This window comes from Microbacterium sp. SORGH_AS_0888 (assembly GCF_030818905.1).
Classification (GTDB): Bacteria; Actinomycetota; Actinomycetes; order Actinomycetales; family Microbacteriaceae; genus Microbacterium.
The window spans coordinates 1,003,386-1,022,166 of sequence record NZ_JAUTAZ010000001.1; the positions used below are offsets into that span (position 1 = coordinate 1,003,386).

Here is an 18,781-nt window from a genome sequence, read left to right on the forward strand (position 1 = left end):
ACGTAACGGAACGCACGAGGAGCACCATGGCACACGAGGAAGACGCGCTGCAGCACGACAGGGCTTCCTGGAAGCCGTCCAGCGGTCTTGCCGTGTCGACGCCCGACCCGGTGCAAGGCCCCGGCCTTCCCCCGCACCGTGAGCGGATGACCGACAAGGATCCGGCCATCATGGCGCGGGCGGTGCGCACCGTCTACACGCTGTTCTACCTCTCGGTCGCGGGCTCCATCTGGGCCGTCGTCGCCTACATGGTCTTCCCGATCGAGGACGGCCAGCTGGTCTCGATCCACCACAACAACATGTTCGTGGGGCTCGGGATCGCCTTCGCGCTCCTCGCGATCGGCATCGGCGCGATCCACTGGTCGAAGGCGATCATGGCCGACAAGGAGCACATCGAGCCCCGTCACGCCACGCGCGGCCGCGACACGACCCGCGAGGGTGCCGTCGCCGCGTTCGCCGCCGCGAACGAGGAGTCCGGCTTCGGACGGCGCACGATGATCCGCAACTCGCTGTTCGCCGCCGTCCTCGCCTCCGTCGTCCCCGGCGTCGTCCTCTTCCGCGGGCTCGCGCCGCAGGACGAGAACCCCGTCGAGCTGCTCAGCCACACCATGTGGAAGCAGGGGATGCGGCTCGCCCACGACCCGAGCGGCCGCCCGATCAAGGCGTCCGAGGTCACGCTCGGATCCGCCTTCCACGTCATCCCGGAGGAGCTCTCGAAGCTCTCGCACGACGAGGGCTACCTCGATCAGAAGGCCAAGGCCATCGTCCTGCTGATGCGCCTCCCGGAGGAGCAGCTCATCGAGGCGGAGGACCGCAAGTCGTGGTCCTACGACGGGATCGTCGCCTACTCGAAGGTCTGCACGCACGTCGGCTGCCCCGTCGCACTGTACGAGCAGCTCACCCACCACCTGCTGTGCCCCTGCCACCAGTCGCAGTTCGACGTGGCCGACGGCGCCAAGGTCATCTTCGGCCCGGCCGCACGGCCGCTGCCGCAGCTGCCCATCACGGTCGACTCCGAGGGCTACCTCGTGGCCCGGAGCGACTTCACCGAACCCGTCGGCCCGAGCTTCTGGGAGCGTCATTGAGCACCGCCACCGTCACCTCCGAGCCCCGGGCTGCCGCCAAGGAAAAGCCTCTGGGCGGTCGGTTCGTCGGCGCTGCGGCGAACTACATCGATGAGCGCACGAGCGTCTCCGGTCTCGTCAAGGAGCTCGGCCGCAAGATCTTCCCCGACCACTGGTCGTTCATGCTCGGCGAGATCGCTCTGTGGAGCTTCGTGGTCGTGCTCCTGTCGGGCACCTTCCTGACGTTCTTCTTCCAGGCGTCGATGGTCGAGACCCACTACAACGGCTCGTACCCGCTCATGCGCGGTGTCGCGATGTCGGCCGCGCTCGACTCGACGCTGCACATCTCGTTCGACCTGCGTGGCGGCCTGCTCGTCCGTCAGATCCACCACTGGGCGGCGCTGACGTTCGTCGCCGGCATCGGCGTGCACATGCTGCGCGTCTTCTTCACCGGCGCGTTCCGCAAGCCGCGAGAGCTCAACTGGGTCATCGGCTTCGTGCTGTTCGTGCTGGCGATGGGCGAGGGCTTCACCGGATACTCGCTGCCCGACGACCTTCTCTCCGGCAACGGTCTGCGCATCATCGACGGCATGATCAAGGGCATCCCCCTGATCGGAACGTGGACCTCGTTCCTGCTGTTCGGCGGGGAGTTCCCCGGGCACTCCATCGTGGGCCGCCTGTACACGCTGCACATCCTGCTGCTGCCCGCGATCCTGGTCGCCCTGCTGGCGCTGCACCTCGTGCTCATGATCATCAACAAGCACACCCAGTTCGCCGGGCCCGCCCGCACGAACAGCAACGTGGTGGGCTACCCGATGCTGCCGGTGTACGCCTCCAAGATGGGCGGGTTCTTCTTCATCACCTTCGGCGTGATCGTCCTGATCGCCTCGCTCGTGACGATCAACCCGATCTGGAACTACGGCCCGTACGACCCCTCCCCCGTGTCCGCCGGCACCCAGCCGGACTGGTACATCGGGTTCGCCGACGGTGCTCTCCGCCTCGTCCCGCCGCACCTGGAGTCGGTCTTCTGGGACCACACCTGGTCGTGGAACATCATCCTGCCCCTCGGCGTGCTGGTGCTCTTCATCCTGCTCGTCGCCGTCTACCCCTTCATCGAGGCGTGGATCACCGGCGACAAGCGCGAGCACCACATCGCCCAGCGCCCGCGCAACGCGGCGACCCGCACGGCCATCGGCGCCGCGGGCGTCACGTTCTACGCGGTCCTGTGGGCGGCGGCCTCGTCGGACATCATCGCCACCCACTTCATGCTGTCGATGGAGGGTGTCATCCACTTCCTCCAGATCTCGCTCATCCTGGGGCCGGTGCTCTCCTACTTCGTGACGAAGCGCATCTGCATCGCCCTGCAGAAGAAGGACCGTGAGATCGCCCTGCACGGCTACGAGTCGGGCCGCATCGTCCGCCTTCCGGGTGGCGAGTACATCGAGGTGCACCAGCCCGTCGACGAGTACGAGCGCTGGAAGCTCGTGGACTACGAGACGAACGAGCCGCTCGTCGTGCGCCCGAACGCGCAGGGGCGAATCCCGTGGCACGAGAACTTCCGTTCCTCGCTGTCGCGCTGGTTCTTCGAGGACCGGCTGACCCCGCTCACCCAGGCCGAGATCGACGAGGCCGTGGCGCACCAGCACCACACGCTGGATCACATGGATGCCGAGGAGTCGGCCGAGATCTCCGCAGCCGAGCAGCGTGCGATCGAGGACGGCGAGCCCGTCAACGAGGTGGGTGGACGCATCGCGGCCGACTTCCCCTCGCCCGCGCCGTTGGACGAGGTCAACAAGCCCAAGGACGACGGCTCGCCGTCGGCCTGATCCCCTCCTCGAAGCGGGGCGGCATCCTCCGGGACGCCGCCCCGCTTCGTCGTCTGCCCGCCTGTAACACTCCCGTGACAGCGGCCGGATAGCGTGATCACGTGCGTTTCATCATCATCGGAGCAGGCATCGGCGGCACGAGCGCGGGCATCGCGCTCCAGCGACTCGGACACGAGGTCGTCATCTACGACCAGATCCGCGAGAACAAGCCCGTCGGCGCCGCTCTCTCGTTATGGCCCAACGGCGTCAAGGTGCTCAACTGGCTCGGCCTGCGCGACGAGGTCGCCGAGCTCGGCGGCCGCATGGAGACGATGGCCTACACCGACGGTCACACGGGCGAGACGCTCTGCCGCTTCAGCCTCGAGCCGGTGACCACCCAGACCGGTCAGCGCCCCTACCCCGTCGCCCGTGCCGACCTCCAGGCGCTGCTGATGGAACGCTTCGGGCTCGACGACATCCGTCTCGGGATGCGTGTCGTCGCCGTCGACCAGGACGACGAGAGCGTGCGTGTCACCTTCGAGAACGGCGAGACGGACACCGGCGACGTCCTGATCGGCGCCGACGGCGCACGGTCGCTCACGCGCGCGCACGTGCTCGGCCAGCAGGTCGAGCGCACCTACTCGGGGTACACCAACTTCAACGGTCTCGTGCCGATCGACGAACGCGTCGGCCCCGCCGACCAGTGGACGACCTACGTCGCGGACGGCAAGCGCGTGTCCGTCATGCCCGTCGCGGGCGGTCGGTTCTACTTCTTCTTCGACGTGCCGCAGCCGGCCGGACTCCCCTACGACCGCGCCGACGGAGCCGCTCCGCTGCGCGAGGCGTTCGCGGGCTGGACGGAGGGCGTGCAGCGCCTCCTCGACGCGATCGACCCGAAGACCTCGCTGAACCGCGTCGAGATCTGGGACCTCGATCCCCTCGACACATGGGTGCGCGGCCGCGTAGCCATCCTGGGCGACGCCGCGCACAACACCGCGCCCGACATCGGTCAGGGCGCCTGCTCCGCGCTGGAGGACAGCTTCGTGCTGGGACTGACGTTCGCGCTGAACGATCTCGGTCCCGAGGACGCCCTGCTCCGCTACCAGCGCGCCCGCGCCGACCGGGCCGGCGACCTGGTGCTGCGCGCCCGTAAGCGCTCCCACGAGACGCACGGCTTCGACCCGGACGTCACGGCGCAGTGGTACGAGGGGCTCCGCCACGAGACGGGCGAGAACGTCATCCGCGGCATCGTCGGCAACATCGTCGACAGCCCGGTCAACCTCGGGGGCGGGCTCCTCGTCTGAGCGGCGGCCTCAGGAGGCGCCGATCTCCAGGTCCTCCTGGAAACGCTCGCGGGCCGAGCCCCAGAACGAGGGCGACTCGGCGACATCCGCCTCACCCTCGCGCACGTCGCACACGATCGCGGTGACGTTGTCGCGAGAGCCGGCCTCGAGCGCCTCGCGCACGAGCGCCGCGGCGGCATCGCGCGGGCTGCGGTGGCGCAGCAGCTGCAGACCGATCTCCTCGTCGTCCAGATAGTCGCTCACGCCGTCGCTGCAGAGCATCCAGCGGTCGCCCGGCTGCGCGTCGGGCTCGAAGACCGACACCACATCGCTCTCCCCGCCGCCCAAGGACGCGGTGATGATGTTGCGCCGAGGGTGCGACGCCGCAGCGGCGGGGGCGAGAAGCCCTCGGTCCACGAGCGCCTGCACGTACGAGTCGTCGCGGGTCTGGCGCTGGAGCTCGGCGTGACGCAGCCGGTATGCGCGAGAGTCGCCGGAGTGCGCAAGCAGCATGCTGCCGCGGATCGTGGTGAACAGTCCCGTGAAGGTCGTCGCCATGCCCTGCAGAGCGGGGTCGCGGCGCACCTGCGCGCCGATGTCCCAGTTGGCCTCGCGGATGCGTTCGATCAGGTCGTCGCGATCCGCGAGGCGGAGACCGCCCGCGACCAGCCGGTGCACCAGCGTCGCGGAGGCCAGGTCACCAGAGGGACCGCCCCCGACGCCGTCCGCCACCGCGGCTCCCCAGCCCGCGGTGAAGGCCGCGTCCTGGTTCGAGGCTCGATAAGAGCCCGTCTCAGAGGACGCGGCCGCAGTCAGCCGTAGGGTCATGGAGCTCAGCGCGCGAAGTACCCGCGGTAGTACTCGAACACCCAGCCGACGATGGCCACCGCGAAGACGCCGAGACCGATCGGCATCATCCAGGTGCCCACCGCCAGCCCGATCGCACCGATCGCGACCGAGAACGCGAGCACGAGCGGCCACCACGACCACGGGCTGAACTCGCCCACCTCGGGGTCGCCGTCGTCGATGTCCGCCGTGAGGCGGTCCTCGGGCAGCTCACCGCCCTGGGCCTTGTGCACGCGGGAGACGTAGAACCCGATCATGAGCGACATGAAGGCGCCGAAGAGCAAGGCGACGGAGCCCACCCATTCGATGGCCTGCTGCCACGGGACGTCGGGGTGGGCGAGGATGTTCCAGCCCGTGTAGACGACGTCGATGAAGAGGAAGAACCCGACCAGGATCCACCACAGGACGATGTTGCTCCGCATGTCTTACTTGACCTCTCCGTCGGCGACGTCGGCGACCGGGGCATCGGGGGCGTCCTTGGCCGGACCCACCCCCACAGTGAGGGCGGCCTCGGGGTGGTTCAGATCGAACGCGGGGCGCTCGCTGCGGATGCGCGGGATGGACGTGAAGTTGTGACGCGGCGGCGGGCAGCTGGTCGCCCACTCGAGCGAGCCGCCGTAGCCCCAGGGGTCGTTGACCGTGACCTTGGGCGCCTTGCGCGCGGTGATCCAGACGTTCAGCATGAACGGGATCATCGAGACCGCGAGGACCATCGAGCCGATCGTGGACACCTGGTTCTCCCAGGTCCAGTTGTCGAACGTCGAGTAGTCGGCGTACCGGCGGGGCATGCCGTCGACACCCAGCCAGTGCTGGATCAGGAACGTCATGTGGAAGCCGATGAACAGCAGCCAGAAGTGCACGTAGCCCAGACGCTCGTTGAGCATCTTGCCGGTCCACTTCGGCCACCAGAAGTAGAAGCCGGCGAACATCGCGAACACGACGGTTCCGAAGACCACGTAGTGGAAGTGCGCGACCACGAAGTACGAGTCCGACAGAGCGAAGTCGAGCGCCGGCGAAGCCAGGATGACACCGGTCAGGCCGCCGAAGACGAACGAGACGAGGAACCCGAGCGAGAACACGATCGGCGTCTCGAACGTCACCGAGCCCCGCCACATGGTTCCGATCCAGTTGAAGATCTTCACGCCCGTGGGCACCGCGATCAGCATCGTCATGAAGGCGAAGAACGGCAGCAGCACCGATCCCGTGACGTACATGTGGTGCGCCCAGACGGCCACCGACAGGACCGCGATCGAGATCGTCGCGTACACGAGCGTCTTGTAGCCGAAGATCGGCTTGCGGCTGAAGACCGGGAAGATCTCCGACACGATGCCGAAGAAGGGCAGGGCGATGATGTACACCTCGGGGTGGCCGAAGAACCAGAACAGGTGCTGCCAGAGGAGGACACCGCCGTTGTGCGGGTCGTAGATGTGCGCGCCGAGGATGCGGTCCGCCGCGGCGGCCAGCATGGCGGCGGCCAGAACGGGGAACGCGATGAGCACCAGGATGCTGGTGATCAGCGTGTTCCAGGAGAAGATCGGCATCCGCCACATGGTCATGCCGGGAGCGCGCATCGTGATGATCGTCGTGATGAAGTTCACGGCACCGAAGATCGTTCCGAAGCCGCTGATGCCCAGGCCGACCATCCAGAGGTTCCCGCCGACCCCGGGCGTGAACGAGGAGCTCGCGAGCGGCTGATACGCGAACCATCCGAAGGACGCCGCGCCGGCCGGGGTGAGGAAGCCCGCGACCGCGATGATCGAGCCGAAGAGGAACAGCCAGAAGGCGAAAGCGTTCAGACGCGGGAAGGCGACGTCGGGGGCACCCAGCTGCAGCGGCAGGATCGCGTTCGCGAAGCCCGCGAACAGCGGCGTCGCGAACATCAGCAGCATGATCGTGCCGTGCATCGTGAACAGCTGGTTGTACTGCTCCTTCGTCGGGATGATCTGCATGCCGGGCTCGAAGAGCTCCGCGCGGATCAGGAGCGCCATCACGCCGCCGAGCAGGAAGAACAGGAACGAGGCGATCAGGTACATGTACCCGATGGTCTTGTGGTCAGTGGAGGTGATCCACTTGACGATGATGTTGCCCTTCTGCTCCACCCGGGAGGTGGTCAGCAGAGCTGCCTGGCGCGGCGGCAGGGTACGGGCCTGACCGTGCTCCTGCAGCGGAAGTGTCGTCGCCATGATCACTCACCGTCCTTGTTGTTCGTGGCCCCGGTGCCGGGCAGGTTGGCCAGCCGGTCGTAGGCGTCCTCGATCGGCCCGGTCTGACCCTTGCTGCGCAGGCTGTCGAGGTAGAGCTTGTAGTCCTCGTCGCTGACGACCTTGACGTTGAAGAGCATCATCGAGTGGTACTCGCCACAGAGCTCCGCACACTTTCCGGCGTAGGTTCCCTCGCGGGTCGGGGTGAACGACCACGAGTTGTCCTTGCCGATGAACATGTCCTTCTTGTAGAGGAAGTCGATGATCCAGAACGAGTGGATGACGTCGCGGGACTTCAGCGAGATCTTGACCGACTTGTCCACGGGCAGGTACAGGGTCGGCAGGGCGGCCTGGTCGACGTTGCCCGCCGCATCCGTCTGCGCCTGGGTGCCCATGGTCCACACGGTGTCGGAGTTCGTGTCGCCCGTGTACTGGAAGTCCCAGGCCCACTGCTTGCCGATCGCGGTGATCGAGACGTCCGGGTTCGGGTCCTCCGCCTGCAGGATCGTCTGGTCGCGCGCCGTGAAGGCGAAGAAGCCGAGGACGAGGATGAGCGGCACGACCGTGTAGAAGATCTCGATCGGCATGTTGTAGCGCAGCTGCACCGGCAGGCCGGTCTGGCCCTTGCGGCGGCGGTAGACGACCATCGCCCAGAGCATCAGGCCCCAGGTGACGATGCCGACCACGAGGAGCACGATCCAGGAGTTGACCCACAGACCGGACACCATGTCGGTGTGGTTGGTCGCCGCCTGGCCGTCCTCGGTGAATCCCGGGAGGAACCCGTGCAACTGCGAGGGGGTGCAACCGGCGAGGATGATCGCGGTCACGACCCCGATGGGGAGGACAGCGAGGCGCAGTCGACGTTTCGAAGGCACGGTGCACCTTTCCGGGTCACGAATGAAGCTCCTTCAGTCTAGAGCAAGCTCACACCCGGTTCAGGCCATGCGTCCAGCTTCGACCAACGCGTCGGCGCGGTCGATCCCCGCCATCACGGGGTTCGACCGCGCCGAAGAAGAGCGCGCGAAAGGCTCAGTGGAAGCTGTCGCCGCAGGCGCAGGAGCCCTGCGCGTTCGGGTTGTCGATCGTGAAGCCCTGCTCCGAGATCGTGTCCTTGAAGTCGATCGTGGCGCCGTCGAGGTACGGCACGCTCATGTCGTCGACGATGACCTCGACGCCCTCGAAATCGGCGACCTTGTCGCCGTCGAGGTAGCGCTCGTCGAAGTAGAGCTGGTAGATCAGGCCGCTGCAGCCACCGGGCTGAACGGCCACGCGCAGCCGCAGATCGTCGCGGCCTTCCTGGTCGAGCAGGCTGCGCACCTTGTCGGCGGCGGCATCCGTCAGCAGCACGCCGTGCTCGCGCGCGGTCTGGTCGACGCTGAGTGCGGTGTCGGTCATGACTCTCCTCCGGGACGGCCCGTCACGGGCGCGGGGACCTCATGCAGCGGTCCAGTGGCTCGATTCTACGCCGCGCCGTCGCCCGACGGCCGGAAGGCGTCGATTTTCTCCAGCAGGAGCGCCTCGCTCGCCACGGCGTTGCGGAACGTGTCGAGATGGAGCGACTCGTTCGGGCTGTGCGCCCGCGTGTGCGGGTCCTCGATCCCGGTCACGAGGATCTGCGCCCCCGGGAAGACCTCGACGAGATCGGCGATGAAGGGGATGGATCCCCCGACGCCGATGTCCACGGGCGCGACACCGTATCCCTCGGCCAGGCTGTCGCGTGCCGCGCCGACCGCCCACCCCGCCGTGTCGACGAGGAAGCCGTCGCCGCAGTCGACGTCGGAGAAGGCGAGCTGCGCACCGAAGGGCGCGTGCGCGCGCAGGTGCGCCTCGATCGCGTCATAGGCCTCGCGCGCATCCTGCCCGGGCGCGACGCGGGCGCTCACGACGACCGACACCCTCCGGGGAGAGCGTGTTGGAGGCCGCCGCGACCGGGGTGAAGTCGATGCCCGTCACGGTGATCGAGGGCTTGTTCCAGATGCGTCCGAGGATCGAGCCGGCCCCGATCGTCGAGACGCCGTCGGCCAGTCCCGCCTCGTCCCGCAGCGTGCTCTCCTCGTAGGCGGGCGTCGGGGCGTCCCGCTCCCGCAGGCCGGAGACCGCGACCGCGCCGTCCGCGTCCCAGAGCGTGTCGAGCAGCCGCACGGTCGCCATCATGGCGTCGGGCACCGCTCCGCCGAACATGCCCGAGTGCGAGGCGTGCTCCAGCGTGCGCACGGTCATCGTGAATCGGGCGTTGCCGCGCAGCGACACCGTCAGCGCCGGGGTCGCCGCATCCCAGTTGCCCGAGTCGGCCACGACGATGACGTCGCTGCGCAGGGCATCGGCGTGGTCCGCGAGGAACGGGCCGAACGAGCGGGAGCCGTACTCCTCCTCCCCCTCGACGAAGAGCGAGACGCCGAGATCGAAGTCGTCGCCGAGAGCGGCGCGCAGGGCGCGCAGGGCGGCGATGTGCACCATGACGCCGGCCTTGTCGTCGGCGGCTCCGCGGGCGTACAGGCGGCCGTCGCGCACGGTCGGCTCGAACGGAGGCGTGTCCCAGAGCGCCTCGTCGCCCGCAGGCTGCACATCGTGGTGCGCATACAGCAGCACGGTCGGCGCGCCCCGCCGCGCCGCGCGGGTGGCGAGGACGGCGGGCTGGCCGAGCTCGTCACCGTCGACCACCAGCGACCGGGCGACCTCGACGTGGTCGAACACGCCGGTCTCGCGCGCCAGGTCGGCGACCGCCTCGGCGCTTCGCTGCACCTGCGTCTGGTCGAACGCGGGCCACGCGACCGACGGGATGCGCACGAGGGAGCCCAGATCTGCGAGGGCGGCGGGGATGCCGGCGGCTGCGGCGTCGCGGACGGCAGCCCTCCGGGTGTTCTCGGATGTCATGCGGGTAATCTTAAGAGGCACCCTTCTCCAGACTCCGAGGAACCCCGTGGCCAAGACCTCCGCCGATTCCGCCCCGCACGACGCCGACGCGGGCGCGCCCACGGGCAAGGGCCGGCCCACGCCGACCCGCGCCGAGCGCGAGGCCGCGCGCAAGCGCCCGCTGGTCCCCGACACGAAAGAGGCCAAGAAGCGGGCGCGTGAGGAGATGGCCGCGCAGCGCGAGAAGGCGCGGATCGGGATGGCGGCGGGCGACGACCGCTACCTGACTGCGCGCGACCGGGGCCCGCAGCGCCGGTTCGTGCGCGACGTCGTCGACTCGGGCTGGCACTTCGCCGAGCTCGTGATGCCGTTCATGGTCCTCGTGCTGCTCATGATGTTCGTGAACGTCCCGATCGTGCAGTTCTACTCGTACGCGGCGCTCTGGGTGTTCGTGGCCATCTCGGTGGTCGACATGGTGATCACGTCGTTCCGCGTCAAGCGGGCCGCGCGCGCGAAGTTCGGCGCGGACCGCATCGAGCGGGGTTCTCGGCCTGTACGGGGCCATGCGCATCGTGCAGATGAGGTTCATGCGGGTGCCCAAGCCCCAGGTGCGCCGGGGCGAGCACCCCGCCTGACGCTCTTCGCACGCGTCACGTCTCGCGGGACGCGGCGTCTCAGCCCCGGCGGCGCGCCACGAGGCCGCGGCTGACCTGGCGCGCCCAGAGCGGGCCGCGGTAGAGGAAAGCGGTGTAGCCCTGCACGAGGGTCGCCCCGGCCTCGAGCCGCTCCGCGACGTCCGCGCCGGTCTCGACCCCGCCGGCCGAGATCACGCAGAAGTCCTCGGGCACGACCTCGCGCACGATGCGCAGTGCCTCGAGCGAGCGCGCACGCAGCGGCGCTCCGGAGAGCCCGCCCTCCCCCGCCGCGGCCACCACGGCAGGATCCGTCCGCAGGCCCTCGCGCGAGATCGTCGTGTTGGTCGCGATGACACCCGCGAGTCCCAGCTCCACGGCGAGCGTCGCGACGGCGGCGATCTCGTCGTCGGGCAGGTCGGGAGCGAACTTCACGAGCAGCGGGGTGGCGCCCGAGGCGTCGCGCACCTCCTGCAGGAGCGGACGGAGCGTCTCGACCGCCTGCAGTCCCCGCAGTCCCGGGGTGTTCGGCGAGGAGACGTTGACCACGAGATAGTCCGCGAGCGGTGCCAGCAGCTCGGCGCTGCGCACGTAGTCTGCGGTCGCATCGGCCACGTCGACGACGCGGCTCTTGCCGATGTTGACACCGATGACCGGCCGATGGCGACGACGCCGCAACCGCTCGAGTCGGCGGGCGGCCGCCTGGGCGCCGCGATTGTTGAAGCCCATGCGGTTGACGACCGCACGGTCCGGCACGAGCCGGAACAGGCGCGGACGCGGGTTGCCGTCCTGCGGGATGGCGGTGACGGTCCCGACCTCCACATGCCCGAAGCCGAGCGCATGGAGCCCGGCGGCGGCACGGACGTCCTTGTCGAAGCCGGCGGCGACGCCGAAGGGGGACTCGAACGTCAGCCCGAGTGCTCGCGTGCGCAGCGCCGGGTCGGGGCGGCAGAGCGCACGAGCGAGCCACGAGAACGGCGGCACCCCGATCGCCCGGATGACGACCACGGCCGCATGGTGCGCGGTCTCGGGGTCCATGCGCGTGAGAACGGTGCGGAACAGCAGCGGATACATCGGTGACAGGCTATCGGTCGTCGGAGGCCGAGGCCGTCGCGTCGCGCGCGGCGTGGTCGAGCCGCAGCTGCGCGATGGACGCCTCGAAGTCCTCGAGCGAGTCGAACGCCTGGTAGACGCTCGCGAAGCGGAGGTAGGCGACCTCGTCCAGGTCACGCAGCGGCCCCAGGATCGCGAGCCCGATCTCGTTCGTGTCGATCTGGGAGGCACCGGTCTGTCGCACCGCCTCCTCGACGCGCTGGGCGAGGACGGCGAGGTCGGCCTCGGTGACCGGACGGCCCTGGCAGGCCTTCCGCACCCCCGACATGACCTTCTCGCGGCTGAACGGCTCGATGACGCCGGAACGCTTGATGACGTTGAGGCTCGCGGTCTCGATCGTCGAGAACCGTCCGCCGCACTCCGGGCACTGGCGACGCCGACGGATGCTGAGGCCGTCGTCGCTCGTGCGCGAGTCGATCACACGCGAGTCGGGATGCCGGCAGAAGGGGCAGTGCATGGTCTACGCGTCCCGCCCCGCGCGCTCCTCGAACCGGGCCTCGACGGCCTCCCCGTGCGCCGGGAGCGCCTCCGTGTCGGCCAGCAGGACGATGCGCTCGCGCACCTCGGCGAGAGCGGCGCGGTCGTAGGCGATGACCTGCTGCGGCCGGAGGAACGTCGCCGCAGACAGGCCCGAGGCGTACCGTGCCTGACCCCCCGTCGGAAGAACGTGATTGCTGCCGGCGAGGTAGTCGCCCAGGCTCACGGGCGAGTTCTCGCCGACGAACACGGCGCCGGCGTTGACGAACTCCTCGGGACGGGGGTCCGCGAGGTGGAGCTCGAGGTGCTCGGGCGCGTAGGCGTTGCTGAACGCCGTCGCCTGGGCGAGGTCGTCGACGAGCACGACCGCGGACTGCGGTCCGGCCAGCGCCGCGGCCACCCGCTCCGCGTGCCGGGTACGCGCGGCGAGATCGACCGTCTCGGCGACGACGGCCGCGGCCAGCCCCTCGGAGTCGGTCACGAGCACCGCGGAGGCCTGCTCGTCGTGCTCGGCCTGGCTGATGAGGTCGGCCGCGACCAGGCGAGGGTCGGCCGAGTCGTCGGCGACGATGAGGATCTCGGTCGCGCCGGCCTCGGCATCCGTCCCCACGAGTCCCGCGACGGCGCGCTTGGCGGCGGCGACGAAGTTGTTTCCGGGGCCGGTCACGACGTCCACGGGGTCGAGGCCCAGCTCCGTCACGCCGTGCGCGAACGCGGCGATCGCGCCCGCGCCGCCCATGGCATAGACCTCGGTGACCCCCAGCAGCCGAGCCGCTGCCAGGATCACGGGGTGCACGCGACCGCCCTTGTCGGCCTGCGGCGGCGACGCGAGCGCGACGACCTCGACGCCCGCGACCTGCGCGGGAACGACGTTCATGACGACGCTCGAGGGATAGACCGCCTTGCCGCCGGGCACGTAGACCCCGACGCGCCGCACCGGCTGCCACCGCTGCACGACGCGGGCCCCGGGCGCCAGCTCGGTCGTCACGGCGGGGGGCACCTGCGCGGCCGAGGCCGCCCGCACCCGGACGATCGCCTCCTCGAGAGCTGCGCGCACCCGGGGGTCGAGGCTCTCGAGCGCCTCGGCGAGGTGCTCGTCGGGCACACGGATGTCGTGTCCGCTCACGCGATCGAAGCGCTCCGCCTGCTCGCGCAGCGCCGCCTCGCCGCGCTCGGCGACGTCGTGGACGATGTCGGCGGCCGCCGTCAGCGCGGCTGAACGCGCGGTCTCGGCGCGGGGGACGGCAGCCAGCAGCTCGGCCGCGGAGAAGGTGCGGCCGCGGAGGTCGAGTGTGCGCAGCATCGTTCCAGGCTATCGGGCGGTCGCGAGCGGTTCAGCCGCGGGTCACGCCGCTGACCTCGTGCAGGTATCCCAGCCGGCCGTCCTCATGACGGATGACGAACACCTCGCCGCGGTCCTCGATCACGAGCGCCCAGGCGCCGGGTCCGATGCGGAACAGCGGCGCGCCGCGCTCGTCGAGCACGTCGCGCTCCTCGGGGGCGAGCGCCCAGAACGCCTGGGGCGCCTGCGCGGGGGCGGCGTCCTCGATCACGACCGGCTCGAAGACCGCCGTCTCGGCGGTGGAGTCGACCGCGGCGCGGTCGGCGTCGACGACGGGCGCCGGCTCGCCGACGGGGGGCACGGGAACGCCATGGGCCTGCGTCGGGGCGCCGTAGGGCTGCGTGGGCACGTCGGCGGGCTGAACGCCCGGGACGGCACCGGGGTGGGTGACCGGCTCGGCGGGCCGGGGCGGACGCGCGGCGATCGGGCGCAGTGGGCGGGCGTTCGGGTGCGCGAGCACCTCGGCACGGTGGCGGAAGTCCTCGCCGAGAACGGGGATGTGCGGAGCGACGACCGTGAAGAAGACGCCGCCGAGCATGAGGATCAGCTCGACCCAGACCGCCCAGGTCGTCGCCACCAGGTGAGGCGGGAGGCCCGCCACCAGACGCCAGAGCATGGCGAGCCAGAAGACCGCGGCGACCGAGAACGCGACGGAGGCGAACTGGTCGATGCCGAGGGAGCCGACGCGGCGGATGCCTTCGGGAGACAGCCGCCGGAGGGCGAGGAGGAACACCGCCGCGGTCGGCACGCCGACGGTCAGGATCCAGTCGAGTCCGCCGGTCCAGACCGAGGGCCCGGCGACACCGCCGCCCGCGATGTAGAGCGGCACGAAGGAGAGCGCGAACGCGACGAGCCAGATGCCGCCGAGGACCGCCTCACGCACGGAGAACGGCCCGACGCCGTACTGCGGCGGCACGGGCGTCTCGTCCGCTGCGGTCACCTCGTCCTCGGCGATCACGTCGTCGGGGTCGAACTCGGCGGCGTACTCGCCGCGCGCATCGTCGGTCATGTCGATCCTTCCGGGGAGGGGGCCGGGGGCCCCGAAGACCTACCGATCCTAACCATCCCGGCCGTGTGCGTCCCCCGGTTTGTCACCCGAGGCACGACGGACCGAGCAGGCCCTTCAGCTCGCCGTACAGATCGGCCGAGACCGACACCGCATGCGGCACTTCGAAGACCTTCGCCACTCCGCCGCGGTGCAGCTTCAGGGTCACCTCGGTGTCGCCCCGGTGACGGGCGAGGACGGCGGCGAGATCCGCGATGACGGTCTCGCTCGCCCGCTGCTCGGGGATGACGAGGGTCAGCGGCCCGGACGCATCCATCGCTCCGAGATCGGGCGCGAAGGCGCTCTGGGCGTGCAGGTTCATCCCGTCGTCGCGGCGTGACACCCGCCCTCGGACCGCGAGGATCGAGTCGGCCTGCAGCAGGGAGGCGAACTCCGTGTAGGTCTTGCCCATGAACATGACCGTGATCTCGCCGTTGAAGTCCTCGACCGTGATCATGCCGTAGGGGTTGCCGCTGGACTTCGCCACCCGGTGCTGCACGCTCGTGACCAGCCCCGCGATGGTCACCTGCTCACCATCGGCGATGTCCTCGGAGGCGAGCAGGTCGTGGATGCCGATCGAGGCGTGTTTGGCGAGCGGGATCTCGAGGCCGGCGAGCGGATGGTCGGACACGTAGAGCCCGAGCATCTCGCGTTCGAAGGCGAGCTTGTCCTTCTTGGTCCACTCGGGACGGACGGGCACCTTCTGCGCCTGCTGCGGCTCGTCGTCGCCCCACAGGCTGTCGAAGTCGAATCCGACCTCGCCGTTCGCCTCGCGACGCTTGTCGAGCACGGCCTGCTCGACCGCATCCTCGTGGATCTCCAGCAGCGCCCGACGCGTGTCCCCCAGCGAGTCGAAGGCGCCCGCCTTGATGAGCGACTCGACCGTGCGCTTGTTCGCGACGTGCGGGGGGACCTTCGCGAGGAAGTCGTGGAACGAGGCGAACGCCGCGTCCTGACGCGCGGCGACGATGCCGTCGACGACGTTGGAGCCCACGTTGCGCACCGCGCCGAGACCGAAGCGGATGTCCTCGCCGACGGCGGCGAAGTACCGGATCGACTCGCTGACGTCCGGCGGCAGCACCCGGATGCCCATGCGACGGCACTCGTTGAGGTAGATCGCCATCTTGTCCTTCGAGTCGCCGACGCTCGTCAGCAGCGCGGCCATGTACTCGGCGGGATAGTGGGCCTTGAGGTACGCGGTCCAGTAGGAGACGAGGCCGTAGGCGGCCGAGTGCGCCTTGTTGAACGCGTAGTCGGAGAAGGGAAGCAGGATGTCCCACAGCGCCTGGATGGCCCCCTCGCCGAAGCCGCGTTCCTTCATGCCGCCCGAGAAGCCCTCGTACTGCTTGTCGAGCTCGGACTTCTTCTTCTTGCCCATCGCCCGGCGGAGGATGTCCGCCTGGCCGAGCGAGAACCCCGCGACCTTCTGCGCGATCGCCATGACCTGCTCCTGATAGATGATCAGGCCGTAGGTGGTGTCGAGGATGTCCCGCAGCGGCTCCTCGAGCTCGGGATGGATCGGGGTGATCGGCTGCTGGCCGTTCTTGCGCAGCGCGTAGTTGATGTGCGAGTTCGCGCCCATCGGCCCGGGGCGGTAGAGCGCGATCACGGCCGAGATGTCCTCGAAGTTGTCGGGACGCATGAGGCGCAGGAGCGAGCGCATCGGCCCGCCGTCGAGCTGGAACACTCCCAGCGTGTCGCCACGGGTGAGCAGGTCGTACGCCGCCCGGTCGTCCAGGGCCAGGTGCTCGAGATCGAGCTCCTCGCCGCGGTTGCTCCGGATGTTCTCGAGGGCGTCGGAGATGATCGTGAGGTTGCGCAGCCCCAGGAAGTCCATCTTGATGAGACCGAGCGTCTCGCACGACGGATAGTCGAACTGGGTGACGATCTGCCCGTCCTGCTCGCGACGCATGATCGGGATGATGTCCAGCAGCGGCTCGCTGGACATGATGACGCCCGCGGCGTGCACGCCCCACTGCCGCTTGAGCCCCTCGAGTCCCAGCGCGCGGTCGAACACCGTCTTCGCCTCGGGGTCGCTCTCGATGAGCGCGCGGAACTCGCTCGCCTCCTTGTAGCGGGGGTGCTCCGGGTTGAACATGCCGCCGAGCTCCATGTCCTTGCCCATGACGGCGGGCGGCATGGCCTTGGTGAGCTTCTCCCCCATGCTGAAGGGGAAGCCGAGCACGCGTCCGGCATCCTTCAGCGCCTGCTTGGACTTGATCGTGCCGTAGGTGACGATCTGCGCGACGCGCTCCGACCCGTACTTCTCGGTGACGTAGTCGATCACCTCGCCGCGGCGACGGTCGTCGAAGTCGACGTCGAAGTCGGGCATCGAGACGCGGTCCGGGTTGAGGAAGCGCTCGAAGATGAGCCCGTGCTCGAGGGGGTCGAGGTCGGTGATGCGCATGGCGTAGGCCACCATGGAGCCGGCGCCCGAGCCGCGGCCCGGACCGACTCGGATGCCGTTGTCCTTGGCCCAGTTGATGAAGTCGGCGACGACGAGGAAGTAGCCGGGGAATCCCATCTGCAGGATGATCCCGGTCTCGTACTCCGCCTGCTTGCGCACGCGGTCCGGGATGCCGTCCGGGTAGCGGTAGTGCAGCCCCTTCTCGACCTCCTTGATGAGCCAGCTGTCCTCGGTCTCCCCGTCGGGCACCGGGAAGCGCGGCATGTAGTTCGCCGAGGTGTTGAACTCCACCTCGCACCGCTCCGCGATCAGGAGGGTGTTGTCGCACGCCTCCGGGTGGTCGCGGAAGAGCTGACGCATCTCGGCGGCGGTCTTGATGTAGTAGCCGTCCCCGTCGAACTTGAAGCGGTTCGGGTCGTCGAGGGTCGATCCGGACTGCACGCACAGGAGCGCCTCGTGCGCATCGGCCTCGTGCTGGTGCGTGTAGTGCGAGTCGTTCGTCGCGACCAGCGGGATGTCGAGGTCCTTTGCGAGACGGATGAGATCGGTCATGACGCGGCGCTCGATCGAGAGCCCGTGGTCCATGATCTCGGCGAAGTAGTTCTCCTTGCCGAAGATGTCCTGGAACTCGGCCGCCGCCGCCCGCGCCGCGTCGTACTGTCCGAGCCGCAGGCGCGTCTGCACCTCGCCGGAGGGGCACCCGGTCGTGGCGATGAGGCCCTTGCCGTAGGTCTGCAGCAGCTCGCGGTCCATGCGCGGCTTGAAGTAGTACCCCTCCATGCTCGAGAGCGAGCTGAGCCGGAAGAGGTTGTGCATTCCGGCCGTGTCCTGGCTCCACATCGTCATGTGGGTGTAGGCACCGGAGCCGGAGACGTCGTCGCTCTTCTGGTCCGGGGAGCCCCAGGCCACGCGCGACTTGTCGCTGCGGTGGGTCCCGGGCGTCACGTACGCCTCGAGCCCGATGATGGGCTTGATTCCCGAGGCCTGCGCCGCCTTGTAGAACTCGAATGCGGCGAAGGTGTTGCCGTGGTCGGTGACGGCGATGGCGGGCATCCCGTACTCGGCCGCCGCCTGTGTCATCGCACTGATCTTCGCGGCTCCGTCGAGCATCGAGTACTCACTGTGAACATGCAGGTGTACGAAGGAGTCGGCTGCCACCCGACCAGGGTACGCGCCGCCATCCCCCTGCGGACGCGTCGCACGCCGCGTGGACTACCGTGGCGCCATGGCCACCCCCGATTTCATCCTGGAACTGCGCCGCATGGTCGGCACGCATCCCCTGACGCTGACGGGCGTCACCGCGGTGATCGTCCGCGGCGACGAGATCCTGCTGGGACGACGCAGCGACAACGGCGCGCTGACGCCCGTCACCGGCATCGTGGATCCCCATGAGGAGCCGGCGGACGCGGCGCGGCGCGAGGCCCTCGAGGAGGCCGGCGTCGCGATCCGCGTCGACCGTCTCGCCTGGGTGCACCAGATCCCGCGGGTGACCTACGCCAACGGCGACCAGACCGACTATCTCGACCTCACGTTCCGGTGCAGCTGGCTCTCCGGCGAGCCCTATCCGGCGGACGGCGAGATGACCGAGGTCGGCTGGTACCCGCTCGCCGATCTGTCGCTCGTGGACGACGAGATGCGCGCCCGCATCCTCTCCGCGCTCGGGGAGGCGGGGCCCGCCCGTTTCGAAGGCGGTCGCTGAGGGGACCGGCCGCG

At 69.3% G+C, this 18,781-nt stretch carries 14 protein-coding genes and 2 pseudogenes; 5 read left to right on the forward strand and 11 right to left on the reverse strand.

The window, feature by feature from the left end; translation table 11 throughout:
• The first annotated feature begins 26 nt into the window (after positions 1–26).
• The 3 genes from QE381_RS04985 (at position 27) to hpxO (ending at position 4,173) form a co-directional block, all read left to right on the forward strand.
• Positions 27–1,085, forward strand: a complete 1,059-nt coding sequence (locus QE381_RS04985) for a ubiquinol-cytochrome c reductase iron-sulfur subunit (RefSeq protein ID WP_307216009.1) — start codon at positions 27–29, stop codon at positions 1,083–1,085.
• A complete protein-coding gene (locus QE381_RS04990; RefSeq protein ID WP_307216011.1) occupies positions 1,082–2,890 on the forward strand; it encodes a cytochrome bc complex cytochrome b subunit in 1,809 nt (602 codons plus the stop codon). The genes QE381_RS04985 and QE381_RS04990 overlap by 4 nt, the downstream gene beginning before the upstream one ends.
• A gap of 101 nt (positions 2,891–2,991) precedes the next feature.
• The gene (gene hpxO, locus QE381_RS04995) at positions 2,992–4,173 is read left to right on the forward strand and encodes an FAD-dependent urate hydroxylase HpxO (RefSeq protein ID WP_307216013.1); all 1,182 of its coding nucleotides are present in this window, start codon (positions 2,992–2,994) and stop codon (positions 4,171–4,173) included.
• Between the two features lie 9 nt (positions 4,174–4,182).
• Here the strand turns inward: hpxO and QE381_RS05000 are convergent, their stop codons facing one another.
• The 6 genes and pseudogenes from QE381_RS05000 to QE381_RS05025 all read right to left on the reverse strand — a co-directional run bounded on the left by QE381_RS05000 (position 4,183) and on the right by QE381_RS05025 (position 10,073).
• Positions 4,183–4,980: a PP2C family serine/threonine-protein phosphatase gene (locus tag QE381_RS05000; RefSeq protein ID WP_307216014.1), complete on the reverse strand. Its 798-nt coding sequence runs from the start codon at positions 4,978–4,980 to the stop codon at positions 4,183–4,185.
• Between the two features lie 5 nt (positions 4,981–4,985).
• Positions 4,986–5,420: a cytochrome c oxidase subunit 4 gene (locus QE381_RS05005; protein ID WP_307216016.1), complete on the reverse strand. Its 435-nt coding sequence runs from the start codon at positions 5,418–5,420 to the stop codon at positions 4,986–4,988.
• 3 nt (positions 5,421–5,423) lie between these two features.
• Positions 5,424–7,181 (reverse strand): cytochrome c oxidase subunit I, encoded by a 1,758-nt coding sequence (ctaD, locus tag QE381_RS05010; protein WP_307216018.1) that lies wholly within the window; start codon positions 7,179–7,181, stop codon positions 5,424–5,426.
• 2 nt (positions 7,182–7,183) lie between these two features.
• Positions 7,184–8,074: a cytochrome c oxidase subunit II gene (gene coxB, locus QE381_RS05015; protein WP_307216020.1), complete on the reverse strand. Its 891-nt coding sequence runs from the start codon at positions 8,072–8,074 to the stop codon at positions 7,184–7,186.
• A gap of 154 nt (positions 8,075–8,228) precedes the next feature.
• Positions 8,229–8,594, reverse strand: coding sequence for an iron-sulfur cluster insertion protein ErpA (gene erpA / locus QE381_RS05020; protein ID WP_307216023.1), 366 nt, complete (start codon positions 8,592–8,594; stop codon positions 8,229–8,231).
• 65 nt (positions 8,595–8,659) lie between these two features.
• A pseudogene (locus tag QE381_RS05025) lies at positions 8,660–10,073 on the reverse strand (dipeptidase).
• Between the two features lie 46 nt (positions 10,074–10,119).
• Here QE381_RS05025 and QE381_RS05030 point away from each other — a divergent pair.
• Positions 10,120–10,687: pseudogene (locus tag QE381_RS05030) on the forward strand (DUF3043 domain-containing protein).
• A 39-nt stretch (positions 10,688–10,726) separates the two neighbouring features.
• On the opposite strand, the gene QE381_RS05040 reads toward QE381_RS05030, so the two are convergent.
• The 5 genes from QE381_RS05040 to dnaE all read right to left on the reverse strand — a co-directional run bounded on the left by QE381_RS05040 (position 10,727) and on the right by dnaE (position 18,178).
• Positions 10,727–11,758: a quinone-dependent dihydroorotate dehydrogenase gene (locus tag QE381_RS05040; RefSeq protein WP_307216024.1), complete on the reverse strand. Its 1,032-nt coding sequence runs from the start codon at positions 11,756–11,758 to the stop codon at positions 10,727–10,729.
• 10 nt (positions 11,759–11,768) lie between these two features.
• Complete coding sequence (gene nrdR / locus QE381_RS05045; RefSeq protein WP_307216026.1) at positions 11,769–12,254, reverse strand: transcriptional regulator NrdR; 486 nt, start codon at positions 12,252–12,254, stop codon at positions 11,769–11,771.
• Positions 12,255–12,257: 3 nt separating this feature from the next.
• Entirely contained in the window at positions 12,258–13,577 is a 1,320-nt protein-coding gene (hisD, locus tag QE381_RS05050) for a histidinol dehydrogenase (RefSeq protein ID WP_307216027.1), read from the reverse strand.
• 31 nt (positions 13,578–13,608) lie between these two features.
• Positions 13,609–14,625: a hypothetical protein gene (locus QE381_RS05055; protein ID WP_307216028.1), complete on the reverse strand. Its 1,017-nt coding sequence runs from the start codon at positions 14,623–14,625 to the stop codon at positions 13,609–13,611.
• A gap of 82 nt (positions 14,626–14,707) precedes the next feature.
• Positions 14,708–18,178: a DNA polymerase III subunit alpha gene (gene dnaE / locus QE381_RS05060; RefSeq protein WP_373426984.1), complete on the reverse strand. Its 3,471-nt coding sequence runs from the start codon at positions 18,176–18,178 to the stop codon at positions 14,708–14,710.
• 115 nt (positions 18,179–18,293) lie between these two features.
• On the opposite strand from dnaE, the gene QE381_RS05065 reads away from it, so the two are divergent.
• A complete protein-coding gene (locus QE381_RS05065) occupies positions 18,294–18,767 on the forward strand; it encodes an NUDIX domain-containing protein (RefSeq protein WP_307216031.1) in 474 nt (157 codons plus the stop codon).
• Positions 18,768–18,781 lie beyond the last annotated feature (14 nt).